The sequence below is a fragment of the Rossellomorea sp. KS-H15a genome (genome assembly GCF_024195245.1).
GTDB lineage: Bacteria > Bacillota > Bacilli > Bacillales > Bacillaceae_B > Rossellomorea > Rossellomorea vietnamensis.
Window position 1 is genome coordinate 1326279 of sequence record NZ_CP096886.1, and the last position, 13271, is coordinate 1339549.

General features: G+C 43.1%; 10 protein-coding genes. 7 read left to right on the forward strand and 3 right to left on the reverse strand.

Features of this window, described 5'->3' with window-relative positions:
- Positions 1-6 precede the first annotated feature (6 nt).
- A complete protein-coding gene (locus M1J35_RS06780; RefSeq protein ID WP_254653142.1) occupies positions 7-1761 on the reverse strand; it encodes an alkaline phosphatase D family protein in 1755 nt (584 codons plus the stop codon).
- Between the two features lie 469 nt (positions 1762-2230).
- On the opposite strand from M1J35_RS06780, the gene M1J35_RS06785 reads away from it, so the two are divergent.
- Positions 2231-3214, forward strand: coding sequence for a thermonuclease family protein (locus M1J35_RS06785; protein ID WP_254653143.1), 984 nt, complete (start codon positions 2231-2233; stop codon positions 3212-3214).
- A 117-nt stretch (positions 3215-3331) separates the two neighbouring features.
- The gene (locus tag M1J35_RS06790; RefSeq protein ID WP_254653144.1) at positions 3332-3823 is read left to right on the forward strand and encodes an LURP-one-related/scramblase family protein; all 492 of its coding nucleotides are present in this window, start codon (positions 3332-3334) and stop codon (positions 3821-3823) included.
- Positions 3824-4017: 194 nt separating this feature from the next.
- On the opposite strand, the gene M1J35_RS06795 is transcribed toward M1J35_RS06790, so the two are convergent.
- The gene (locus tag M1J35_RS06795; protein WP_254653145.1) at positions 4018-5712 is read right to left on the reverse strand and encodes a sigma 54-interacting transcriptional regulator; all 1695 of its coding nucleotides are present in this window, start codon (positions 5710-5712) and stop codon (positions 4018-4020) included.
- Positions 5713-6003: 291 nt separating this feature from the next.
- Between M1J35_RS06795 and M1J35_RS06800 the strand changes: the two genes are divergently transcribed.
- The 5 genes from M1J35_RS06800 to M1J35_RS06820 all read left to right on the forward strand — a co-directional run bounded on the left by M1J35_RS06800 (position 6004) and on the right by M1J35_RS06820 (position 12774).
- Positions 6004-6849 (forward strand): AhlS family quorum-quenching N-acyl homoserine lactonase, encoded by an 846-nt coding sequence (locus tag M1J35_RS06800; RefSeq protein WP_254653146.1) that lies wholly within the window; start codon positions 6004-6006, stop codon positions 6847-6849.
- A gap of 14 nt (positions 6850-6863) precedes the next feature.
- A complete protein-coding gene (locus M1J35_RS06805; RefSeq protein ID WP_254653147.1) occupies positions 6864-8045 on the forward strand; it encodes an iron-containing alcohol dehydrogenase in 1182 nt (393 codons plus the stop codon).
- A 247-nt stretch (positions 8046-8292) separates the two neighbouring features.
- Entirely contained in the window at positions 8293-8880 is a 588-nt protein-coding gene (locus M1J35_RS06810) for a hypothetical protein (protein WP_254653148.1), read from the forward strand.
- A gap of 57 nt (positions 8881-8937) precedes the next feature.
- Entirely contained in the window at positions 8938-10839 is a 1902-nt protein-coding gene (locus M1J35_RS06815; RefSeq protein ID WP_254653149.1) for an SH3 domain-containing protein, read from the forward strand.
- 726 nt (positions 10840-11565) lie between these two features.
- The gene (locus M1J35_RS06820; protein WP_254653150.1) at positions 11566-12774 is read left to right on the forward strand and encodes a hypothetical protein; all 1209 of its coding nucleotides are present in this window, start codon (positions 11566-11568) and stop codon (positions 12772-12774) included.
- A gap of 192 nt (positions 12775-12966) precedes the next feature.
- On the opposite strand, the gene M1J35_RS06825 is transcribed toward M1J35_RS06820, so the two are convergent.
- Positions 12967-13152 carry a hypothetical protein gene (locus M1J35_RS06825; protein ID WP_254653151.1) on the reverse strand — a complete coding sequence of 62 codons (186 nt, stop codon included), beginning with the start codon at positions 13150-13152 and terminating at the stop codon, positions 12967-12969.
- Positions 13153-13271 lie beyond the last annotated feature (119 nt).

Here is a 13271-nt window from a genome sequence, read left to right on the forward strand (position 1 = left end):
TTGGTGCTAGTTCATTTGCATATGTTTGCCTTTTTGGGCTTGTTTTTTATGGGCGCGGGCATGCGCTTCATGCCGATCTTCTTCCACCTCGGAAGATAGAGGTTTTCCTTCTGGAACGGTTGACGTAGACACTTCCTTCAGTCCTTCTGCATTTTTTTCGTACACGAAGGAGGCTCTGGTAGAAATATCCGCACCTGGACTCGAGACGAATGGAACGACACGATAATCGGCTTTCCACTGGGTCGGCTTGACATGGCAGCGGACATATCCGCGATAATCGTTGAAGAATTTAATATGCTCGTTCTGGGCAAGAATGCGGTCCGTGTCAGCGCGCTTGTCCGCGCCGTCCCCGCCTGATGTGATCGATGTGCCGACAAACTCGGCTCCAAGCAAGGGGGAAGACGGGTCGTCAAAGTCTGCCAGGATATTGGAGGCCCAGTTTGCGTGTACATCACCTGTCAGGACAATCAGGTTATCCATGTTTTTCTGACGGGCAAAATCCGTGATGCGTTCCCTTGCAGGGGTGTAGCCATCCCAGCCATCCATGCTGTATAAAGGCCGGTCAGGGCTTGGACCATAATTTCTTTTGGCAAAAAAGATTTGCTGGGCCAGTACATTCCATGAGCTGTTGGAGCTGCCGAGATGATCTAGAACCCATTGTTCCTGTTCACGGCCCAACAAGGTGCGTGAAGGATCCAGGGATTCTGCGGTCTGGGGAGAGCTTTTATCTCCATTTGCCTGATCGGAACGATACTGACGGGAATCGAGCACCATGAAATTGGCCAGGTTCCCGTATGAGAACTGACGGTAGAGCTGCATGTCCACTCCATGAGGCATGGAAGACCTCCTTAACGGCATATGCTCATAGTAGGCCTGGTAGGCTGCGACACGCCTCCTCACGAACTCTTCCACAGACTGGCCTTTTTCAGGAATCATGTCGGCATAGTTGTTTTCCACTTCATGGTCATCCCATGTCACCACCCATGGGAAAGCCGCATGGGCAGCCTGGAGGTCGGCATCCGTCCGGTATTGGGCATGGCGGTTGCGGTAGTCCTCCAACGTGCGGATTTCAGGACCTTTATGGTCCCGTACATTTCCTGATTTAGCTACATACTCATTCGGGCCGTATTCATAAATATAGTCTCCAAGATGGAAAACGAGATCAAGATCTTCTTTGGCCATATGCTTATAGGCCGTATAATAACCGTGCTCATATTGCTGGCAGGAAGCAAAGGCAAAAGACAGGCTTGAGACTTCTGCATTCAAGGCAGGAAGGGTTTTCGTCCTTCCGATCGGGCTGAAATCCTTTCCGACTTTGAACCGGTAATAATACACCGTGCCTGCTTCCAGGTTCCCTACCTCGGCATGAACGGAATGCCCGAGGGACGGACTTGCCACTTCCGTACCGCGCTGCACGATATGCCGGAAATGTTCATCTTTCGCGATTTCCCACTTCACTGGAATCTTGCGGTCAGGCATGCCCCCTCCATTAAGAGGGTCAGTGGCTAAACGTGTCCATAATACGACACTGTCCGGCAGCGGGTCACCGGAAGCTACCCCAAGTGAAAAAGGGAAATCCTGAAATCCGGCTTCTTCTGCCGAGACAGACAGACCGCCCATCGATTGAGCAATCGCCATCCCCAGGGAAATCCCTGCGACTTTCCCAGCCCCCTGAAGGAAGTTGCGGCGGTCGACCCCTTTATATAAGGTCTCTTCATTCAGCTTTTGAATCCAATTTTCCATTGATCTCTCATTCGTCATGTGGATGACTCCCTTCATAAATCTATTGAATTCGAACAGTTCATATTATAGGAGCTCACTTTTAACCTGTTGTAAATGAATGTAAATAGAGGGAGGAAGAGGAGGGGACTCATTCCTGGGACAAAAGCCTGTTTTTATTTGAATGTTTCAATAAGTGAGAAAGATTCAGTGGATTCCTTCCTGTTTTAGTAGGCGGACAGACCTGTTTTTCTTAACATGGGTGAAAAGAAAACAACATAATAGAATGAGAGGAAGCACGGGGACGGTTCTCGTGCTTCTTTTTATGAGGAGGAAGCAGGAGAACCGTCCCCATGCTTCTTATGTGCAGAAAAATCTTTGCTAAATTGTGAGATTGTCAGATAACTGAGTGATTTTGTAATACAATTAATGTACATATCTGTTAAAAAGTTGCGGTCGGTCAGAGTGAATCGAGAACGGTTTTAACGAAAAAATGTAATGAGGTGCTGAAATGAAAGGATTATCTATGATCATGGCTTCCGTGGCTATTATCATCACCTTGCTCATGGCGATGATAACGCCTGTAGCATGGGTTGGACTATTGTTCGTAGGATTTGGTTTATACCAACTTTCTCAAAAGATAACGATCTTTAGGAAGCCAAGCTGGTTGATGACGATCGGGATTCTAGTGGTCATCACTGGAGGCTGTGCAGCACCATCAGATCAAGTGGATAAAGCAGCCACTGAGAATGTTGAGAAGGAAGCGGGGCAACAGTCGAAGGCAGAGGAAGAAAAGAAACTGGCTAAAGAAAAGGAAAAAACGGAAGCGGAGAAAGAGCAGCAAGAGCTTGCCGACACATTCGGAATGGAAGAAGTGCTGGTTTCCCGCGTGGTAGACGGTGATACCGTCGAATTGAAGGACGGAAGAAAAGTCCGATTCATCGGCGTCAACACCCCTGAGTCCACAACGAGAACAGAAGAATACGGCAAAGAAGCCAGTAACTATACGACCGAAAAGCTGGAAGGCAAAACGGTCTGGCTCCAAAAGGATGTGTCCGAAACGGACCGATATAATCGTTCACTCCGCCTTATCTGGCTTGAGATCCCTAAGGATGAAATGAACGAGGAAGAAATCCGGACCAAGATGTTCAATGCCGACTTGGTATTGAACGGATATGCAGAGCCGTCTACCTACAACCCGGATATGAAATACAGCGACTACTTCGTGAAATTCGCCCGTGAAGCAAGAGAGAAGGAAACGGGCCTCTGGGCTTACGGTGAAAATGGCACCACCAAAGGGGATCTGGATCCAAAGGAAGAAAACAAAACAACGAGAGCTGCCGCGGCGGAAGAACCGGCAGCTGCTCAAGAACAAGAGTATTATCAAAACTGTACCGAACTGAGAAAAGTCTATCCAAATGGAGTCCCTTCCGATCATCCTGCTTATGCACGGAAGCATGACCGTGATAAGGATGACTGGGCGTGTGAGAGATAAAGAGAGAGTATGGGCCATTCCTCTTGTGAGGGAATGGCTTTTTTATGTGCGAAAATACTGGAACTTATCCCCATCTCAATCGTATATAAAGGAAAGACGTAAAATGGGGGAACTGATATGAAACAGCTTTACATCAAACAAAAAGTATTCAGTCTTAGCGAGAAATTCACCGTAAAGGACCAGGATGAGAGGGACGTTTATTATGTCGAGGGAAGTTTTATGAAGGTCCCGAAGACGTTCTCCATCATGAATCAAGACCGCGATGAAGTAGCCCTGATCACGAAAAAGGTGTTGAGCTTTCTACCGACATTCTTTGTAGAGGTGAATGGTGAAGAGGTCGTGACGATCAAGAAGGAATTATCCTTTCTGAAGGCTAAGTATTCTATTGATTCGGCAGGCATTGAAGTGGAAGGAAACTGGATGGACATGGACTTTCAGGTGTTACACCAGGGGAAAGTAGTGGGTGAAGTCGGTAAGAAATGGTTCAGTTGGGGCGACAGTTACAGGGTGCAGGTTCTGGAGGAAGAGATGGAAACGATGATTCTTGCCCTTGTGATTGCGATTGATTGTGTGAAGGCGGATGAGGCGAATAATACTGCAACGTTTTAAAGAAGGAAGCGCAGAAGCACGGGGACGGTTCTCGTGCTTCTTTGATGTGTGGCACAGGGACGTCTTATTCCATTAAGAGGATGTTCCTTGTTGTTCGAGTTAGGGAAGTTTGAATGAGTAGCCTTATATTCAGGAGTGAGCCAAGGGGTCCTTAGCTCTTTTTGTACGCCTAAAAGAAATGAAATAGCATCACATCACCAGGAGATACCCCACCTCTTCAGCTTTTTGATTAATGTAGAATGGTCAATGCCCAGGGTTTTAGCTGTCATTCTGATAGAATCATGGTGTTTAAGGGCATCTTTGACCAAGTTTTTTTCGTACTGTTCGACTTTTTGTTTCAGGGTTGCTTTTGAATCCAGGGAATCCCCTTTATTCTTTGTTTCCCTGTGGATATGCGGCGGCAGGTCTCCCACTTCTATGATGAGGGAAGGAACGGACACGATCATGCTTTCCACCAGGTTTTTGAGTTCCCTGACATTTCCTGGCCAACTGTACCGCTTCAGCATTTCTCTAGTTTCGGAGGACAGCTCTTTCTGGATGTTATAGGCTTTACAAAAAGAAGCGAAAAAGTGGTCCGCCAGTACTTCGATATCATCGGGTCTTTCAACCAAGGGGGGGACGTGGACTTCTACAACCTGCAATCGGTAGTATAAATCGTCCCGAAAGGTGCCCTGGTCCACTAACTCTTTTAAATCTTTATTGGTAGCGGAGATGATGCGGATATCCAATTGTTTTATTTTGTTGCTTCCGATTCTCTGAATCTGTTTTTCTTGTATCACACGGAGTAGCTTCACTTGAAGGGAAAGGGGAAGTTCACTGATTTCGTCCAGTAGAACAGTGCCATTATCAGCGAGTTCCAGTAACCCGATTTTCCCAGCTGAATGTGCTCCAGTGAATGCCCCCTTTTCATAACCGAATAATTCCGATTCGAGCAAATGCTCGGGGATGGCCCCGCAGTTTACTTTTATGAATGGTTTATCTTTTCTGTTGCTGTAATCATGGACTAGATTGGCGAGGACTTCTTTTCCTGCACCGGTAGGACCCAGCAGGAGGATGCTGGTGGGAAATGGGGCGACTTGCTTGATTTTATGAATAATTTTCTTCATTTGAATGCTTTCGAAGATGATGTTATCTTGGCTGCCTTCCCCAGTATAGGTGAATCGATTCTGATTCATCTTGGAAAAGCTTTTGGCCTTTTTCAATTCGTTGCTCATTTGAGTTAACTGTGTAATATCCCTGACGCTTGTGACAACCATTTCAATCGTTCCGGAGTCATTCATCACCGGATTTCCTGTTACGATGACATCTTTTTTATTTTCGATTTTTTGGATGATGGACAATGGCTTTTTTTCTTCCAGAACTAATAGGGAAACAGATTGGTCAAAATAGCCACCTTCCATTAAATCGGCCATATGATGGCCAATCAGTTCATCCCTCTTGAAGCCGGTAATGTCTTCATAGGCGGAATTGACGAATAAAGTGAGACCGTTCTTATCCACTACATAAATGCCGTCGGCAGAAGATTCGATGACCTGCTCCATCTGATTTAGAAGAAGCCGGTAGTGTTCCATTTGTGAGATCTCCTGAAGAACACCGACTGCACCCATCAACGTTCCGTCCTGGTACAATGGTGTCCGGTTCACCATGTACTGCACGCCTGCAATCCCCATCTTTACACCGATTGAACTCTGCTCTGTTTCCAACACTTTATGCAGTTCGGAATTTGGGATGAAGTTTCTGATATCCTGACCTGTATAGTCTTTATTTCCATTACATAAAAGATTGCATGCTGCATGATTCATGAATAATATTCTTCGCTCCCGGTCAACTACAATCACACCATTGGTCATGGAGTGAAAAGTGCTCGTAAACAGACCTATATCCAACATGACCTCCTGCAAAAATCATCCCACCATTTCCGTTGAAATTTGTCACCATCTGGTGAAAGATGTCACCAGTGTAGAAAATGTTTACATAAATGTATAAAGATGTCTTTTGGTGAATTTTATCACCACCTGCACGAAACTTCAATTTATAAATATGGTTACTTCAATATTTAGATAGTTGGCACAAATTTTGCATGGATTGAAGTAAAGGAGGTTAGGAATCGCCCATAAATCAAAGACTGTACGGGAAAAAGAGAGGTCCTGATTAAAACCATCATTTAAGGAGGAGAAAGAATGAAGATCATTACACCAAAACCCAAGCTATATGTAATGGATAATGGAAGAATGAAAATGGACAAGAACTGGATGATTGCCATGCATAATCCCGCCACGAGTAGTAACCCAAATGCTCAGACCCAATTCGTTGAATTTCCTGTCTACACGGTATTAATCGATCATCCAGAAGGGAAAATTCTCTTTGACACAGCTTGCAATCCAAACTCGATGGGAGCTGAGGGAAGATGGGGAGAAGCAACGCAGCAAATGTTCCCGATCTCTATGAGCGAGGAGTGTTATCTTCATAACCGATTGGAGCAGTTGAATGTCAGACCGGAAGAAATTAAATATGTAGTCGCTTCTCATCTTCATCTGGATCATGCGGGATGCTTGGAAATGTTCACCAATGCCAAAATCATTGTCCATGAAGATGAGTTGAACGGAACCCTTCAAACATATGCGCGTAATCAAAAGGAAGGGGCATATGTATGGGCGGATATTGATGCATGGATCAAGAACAATCTTCAATGGCAGACCATCAAACGTACAGAAGATAACCTGCAGCTTGCGGAAGGAATCAAGCTGTTGAATTTCGGAAGCGGACATGCGTGGGGAATGCTCGGCCTGCATATTGATATGCCGGAAACGGGAGGGATCATCCTTGCCTCCGATGCTATCTACACGGCAGAAAGCTTCGGACCGCCTATCAAACCGCCTGGAATCCTCTATGATTCAGTGGGATACTCGAATGCTGTCGAAAAGATCAGGAGAATTGCGAGAGAAACCAATTCGGATGTGTGGTTCGGACATGATTCAGAGCAATTCAGACAATTCCGCAAGTCCACTGAAGGATATTACGAATAAAAGGAGGCACACAGATGAGTGTTTCAAAATTGGTTTTCGCTCCTTTAAGTTATACGGGGTGGGGTTCATTAGAGCAGCTAGTGCCTGAAGTGAAAAAGTATGCCCCCACGAAAATCCTCGTCGTGACAGATCCTTTATTGGCGGACATTGGTCTCGCCAAACGTGTAACAGACCCTCTGGAAGAGAACGGATTCGATGTTACGCTCTACACAGAGGTAGTGCCTGAGCCGCCTCTTGAGACAGGGGAGAAGCTGGTGACATTCACCAGGGAAGGGAACTTTGAACTGGTGATCGGCGTAGGAGGAGGAAGTGCGATGGATCTTGCGAAGCTAGCAGCGGTGCTCGCTTCACATGAAGGTCCGGCCGCAGACTATCTGAATTTATCAGGAACGAAACAGATCGAACACAAAGGCCTGCCTAAAATCTTGATCCCCACCACCTCTGGTACCGGGTCAGAGGTGACCAATATCTCCGTCCTCTCATTAGAATCAACCAAGGATGTCGTCACCCACGATCATCTGCTGGCGGATGTAGCAATAGTCGATCCCGAATTAACGGTCTCTGTCCCACCGAAGGTAACGGCGGCAACTGGAATCGACGCCCTCACCCATGCGGTAGAGGCGTACCTGTCCGTTAATGCAAGCCCGACATCGGATGGCCTTGCCCTTCAAGCGATTAGACTGATTGCCCGTTCAATCAGGACGGCCGTGAAGGAAGGGGAAAATAAACAAGCCCGTACCGATATGAGTAATGGCAGTTTTATAGCCGGTCTTGCCTTCTTTAATGCCGGAGTAGCAGGGGTGCATGCACTGGCCTATCCCCTTGGTGGGCAATTCCATATCTCTCATGGAGAATCAAATGCAGTCCTCCTGCCCTACGTCATGGGGTATATTCGAAAAAGCTGTACAACGCGCATGGCGGACATACTGAATGCTCTTGGAGGAAACTCCGCCTACTTATCGGATGACCAAGCTTCCTACCATTGTGTAGAGGAACTGGTGAGGCTTGTAAAGGATGTCGGCATTCCCCAGACACTATCGGAATTCGATATTCCTGAATCTGCTTTAGAAAGCCTGACACAAGACGGAGTGAAGCAAAAGAGGCTGCTGGCCAGAAGTCCATTGCCTTTAGGGGAAGAGGATATTAGGAAAATATACAGATCTGCTTTTGAAGGCAAGATTGTGGAGGCGGAATAGCCTTTATATAGACATCCCCATCCAATCAAGTCCGTAGCTTATAATGGCTGCGGACTTTTTATATACATTTACAGGGGAGTTTTTACAAGGCTAGAATTTGGGAGCAGTCCCTCGGCATACTAATGTGTTATCGTGACGGGGGACTAATATTTTTGGTATATACTACTAAAAATGGTGTTTTTAGTCTTGTTACCACTTTTATGTAAATTTATAATAGTACTATACTCATAGGATAAGAGGTGCAGGAATGATAGGTTACGAATCTGGGTTATTAGGTGCTATATATGCAAATGATACATTTAGCGGTTTAGGAAATGGAACCCTTCATACGAAGGAGAACTTGCTGGGAGGTACTACTTTAACTGACGGTAATGGAAATGTGTTTCTAGAGACTATGCCAAATGTAACAGGTGGAGAAACGGTCACGTTTACCAATGGAGAGACCGGTACTCTTTCAGAAAATATTTATGGAGGTACTACTTTGGATATGCCAGGGATTGAGAATGATATTGTTGGCAGACCCTCGATTTTCAATGGTGAAAATTTAAGTCAAGGAGGAGAGCACATCGGTTCCATCGAACCAGGATTTATGGAGAATAGTATTGACTTTACAGGAACTTCCGGCGGAGTAGACATCACTGCAAGCCCGGATATCTTTGGAGGAACGCAATTCGACGTTTCTTCATCAATAATGGATCATAGTTCCAGTTGGCAGGCATATGATCTCAATCAACATTTTAGTGACATTGATACCATTTCTTCGCATGTTTCTGCAGCAGACTTAGGCACGGTGACGGATGGTATAGATGCATTGAACTTTTTGGATTTGTTCTAGATGGGAATCAGACAGCTTGACTCCTACTTCATCAATGCCAACTACGAGTACCATCAAATGGAACAGGATTTGAAGCATCGGTTGAATAATAGTGTTTCTGAAGAGGTTATTGCGTTCATACAACTTAAGACAAATGAAGCGATGGAACAGGTGTGGGGCCTATTACATGCTCGCTATGAGGATTTGAAGTTGTTGGACGAATCTATGCCTGATAAGCCTACTAAAGAAGATCAAACCAATTATTTGAAAGAATTCTTTAGGCTCACAGATCCAGCAAGAGTTTCTGACGATTTAAAGAAAGCGATAGGATTCACTTCTATTGAGAGTGACTATGTGGATTTCATCAATTCCATGTCCAGCCAGGAGTATGGTGAAATTTTCAAACGTTACATCTATCCCACACATTTCTTTAATGGATTGAAAAATGCAATTGTTCATCACATTGACCAGCTTACAACATCCTTGAAGGACTATGCTGAAATGATTGGGAAGCATGCGATTCTTCTTGATACCCTGAACAAAGGAAAAAGGGATAAAGCGTTCATTAAAGGTGGAGCATCGCTGCTTGGTATGTTAATTGGAATTCCCTTTGCCGGTGCAGGGGTTGGTGCTTTAATGGGTGGAAACGATGAATCACAGATTAATGATTCATTAAACAAGGTGTTTAAAAATTGGAATACATATATCGAGCAATTTAATAAATTCATCCACTCATTAGAGAAAAACTATCGCCTTGCCATGATGACCATTTATGGAGGAACCATCATGCGTATCAGTGACCAATTTCAAGCCATGGGATTTTCATTTGCAGAGATGTCTCTACTAGAGTTTCAATATTACTTAACGTTGAGTGAAAAAGAGAGAAAAGAAACGAGAGAGTGGATTGAAGAAACAACCAAGGGAATCACTGAACTTATTAAGAGAAAAAGCTGGAAGGAAGCACTTAGTGTCTCTCAAAAGCTATTTCACATTGTGAAACAACGGCCAATTACATCAAGGACCAAGCTTCACGAGGGAAAGTCGGGTTTATACATGGCTCATGTATACTATTATTCCAGCTATCAGGAAGCTTTGTTGGAGGAACATAGGAACGGTCACATAGACAGCTTCTATACAATGACTAAAAAACTCTATAATGACATGCCTCTGCTTGTTCAGGATAAAGATGTAGTGAAGGATTTTTCTTCTTCTGGTCACCTGCTTTTACGTTTTATTAAAGAGAGTTTGAAAAGGAAAGAAACTGAAAGTCTTAAAGTAACTATAGAGTACTTAGAGAGGGTTGAGCAAAGAGGTGAGAAAGAGGGCTATTATCCTGGGGAACTACCTGGATCAATAAAGGATTTTTCCCAACAGTTTAAAGCATACCTTTTAATAGAAAAATTCTTAGAAAAGGTCTATTCCTTTGGTGATTCTAATGAAGATCCAGATGAACCAACAGTACACCTCTCTAGAAAAAGTTTGAAAGAATTAAAAAAGATGGATGATGACATTGGCATCAGGGATGAGTTATCCAAATTTATTAAGAAAGAATACATTAAATCCATTCTATTACCTTGGCGGGGTGTTTCTTTCACCTGGTTGAAGGAAAATAAGAAGAAAGTAGCAATTAGCCTATTCATACTTTCATTACTTCTCTCTGGAATAACATATGGAAATGAACTGCTCAACCAAGGTAAGAATGTGTTAGGGAATGTAAGTTGGCCATTCTCATCAGAAACTTCTTCAGAACAAGAGGAACAGCCCCTGATACATGTGAAAATTACATCTGAATTCGGCAATATTCGTTCAGAACCTTCCTTAACGAGTGGTGTGGTTTATAGCGTGGATAAAGCGGGTGTATTGAAGTTTCTTAATGAGGAGCAGAAGGACCAAGATGGGCGTTTATGGTTCAAAGTTCAAACAGCTGATGGGACTGAGGGATGGATTAGCAGTAAAATTGTGAAGAAAGTGGAAGAATAGGTGATATATTAAAAGAAGCACGGGGACGATTCTCGTGCTTTTTTATGTAACTTTCAAGCTTTAACATTGAAACCTATATTAATAGAAGCACCGTCACTCGTCTTTCTTTGAAAATACATAACTAGTATTAATAAAGATTAAAGTTCCGAAGAAGAATAAAGCGATAAGCAACCAGCTCGCAATAGCGGAATAATCTTCGTTTAGTAGAAATTCACTTGTCAAATTCACCATACCATTAGTGCCATGACGGCATACATATTTCATTGTATACCACCTTTCTAATCGTATGGAACCACCAAGCATAAGCTTGACGGCCAATACCGTAGCTTCCACTATAAACCAATTTACGGCATCAATTCCAAACAGTTACACATTTCTATCTTTTTTCATAGGAAGCATAGGAACGGTTCTCATGCTTCTTTTTATATTAATAGGCAGTGGCCCCAACTGTAAAATACTATTAAATCTATTGAGCAAAAGAGGACTTCAAATTTTTGATTTCCTCTTTTTTAGTGGACCTCTTTTGTTGCTTGTCTTAGTTCTTAAAGATAATTCAATAAAAGCAGTTTCTTTGTTAAGGTATTGAGGTATTTAGTCGTACTGGAAAGAATAGGTATTATATATGTTTCTTGAGAGGAGATTCATTCTGTGATAAATCAATAAACCAAACAATGTATGGGGTGTTGAGATCTTCTGCTTACAATAACCAAAAAAGGAGTGAATGGAATGAAGGCTTTGTTGTGTTTATTGTTCATTTGGCTGGTACTAGGTGGTTGTCAAAATGCAGTAGAAAATAATAAGGGAGAGGAAAAAATTACAGGAGCGACAGGTTCTTCAGAAGAAAGTCAGAAAGGAGAAGTAGCAGTGGATGAAGTATCAGCAGAAGAGGAAGTGGAAGAAGATGAACTAACAGAAGCAATGGAAGTTGTACTAAAAATCCCAAAGTATGGAAATGAATCTTTTTATCTGGGATCCCCCGAGGATATTGGATACAAATATTCTATCATCTCTGTTCATGACAAGGAATTGTACGTGATCTGGCCAGAAGAAGATACCTCAACCGGAGAAATAACCTTATACGGTTCTTTTGTAAAAGATAACATGTGGAAAGGGAAGAATCTAGACCTTGATTTTCAGGGAATAATAGATAATATGCCAGCAGAATACAACATTTCCAAAAGTGACTTTAAAAGTGCTAGAACAGACTTTGTTTTAATGGGAAACCAATTATATGCAAGTGTAAGTTCAAAAGAACAGCACCTGTTAATCAGGATGGCTGTCAACTCTGAAGGGTTCCTTGAGCATCTTGTAGTATTGGACTCCTTCCCTGATCACGCAAAACTCATCGGCTTGTATGCAGGTGCTGAACAAGGAGTGCTCATGAATGCTATTGGAGACGAAGGTGATATTAATGCAATGTATCTCAACAACGGAACAAAGGTAAATGTGCTTGATCACCATAAAGTGATTACAGAAGGATGGTATGATAGTGTTGGTTCTCCAACTGCATATGCTGACCTAGAAGAAGGATATTTATATGTTCCGTCTCTAAATCCTTCAAACCGAAACATCAGTAGATTGCGGCAACTGCAATATGAAACAGGTGAATTGACATTTGAAAATGGAGACGACAAACTATTTGGGGAAGAACGCGTAGACCGAGTGCTAAAAGGGTCAAAAGATTATGTGTGGATGATGATGTTTGAACAGAACAATTCTGACACTACTTATGAACCATACCTTACGCTCTATGATGGAGAAACAGATCTTGGTACTGTGTATATTCCGATGCGGTTTTGGCCGCAGGGTCCAGCCCCTTTTCTTCATCATCGAAAAGATGGTAATGTTGAAATTTACATGGTCTATGAATACGAACGGCAAGTGATGCTTCAAGCGGTTTTAGTCCAAAGTCCATACGGAGAACGATTAAAATAATTTATTCATAAAATTACTGAAGCAGAAGCGAGCAAATTGACCTTATTAAATTACTGTAGGTCGGTTTGAATCTGTGTACAGAGTTCACAGGGGCGTCGGCTTTTTGTTTTGAGGTCCAGAGATATATGTCCCTCTTACTTTCTTTTTATCCAGCCATTTGCTTAATTCCCTTACACAATCATCCTCATTCCTTCAATCAGTGGAATCAAATGATTTATCGTCTCTTTTATTCACCCCGGCAACGAAATCCTGCATCCTATCATAAAGCTCTAGAAGACGGTCTTTTTGTTCATCGTTGATGACAATCTTATTCAAACTCGTATAAGCAATCATTCTATGATTACTAACATCAAATTGACAGATCAAAATTGTAATCACACGGAGTGTTCTCCTTCAGTAAATTTTCATGATCAACTCAATTCAAGGAGAGTTGTGGTATGGTTGTTATTGAAGATTAACTGATTGTCTTACTGAACTTTCTCACTACTGGTGGTCGT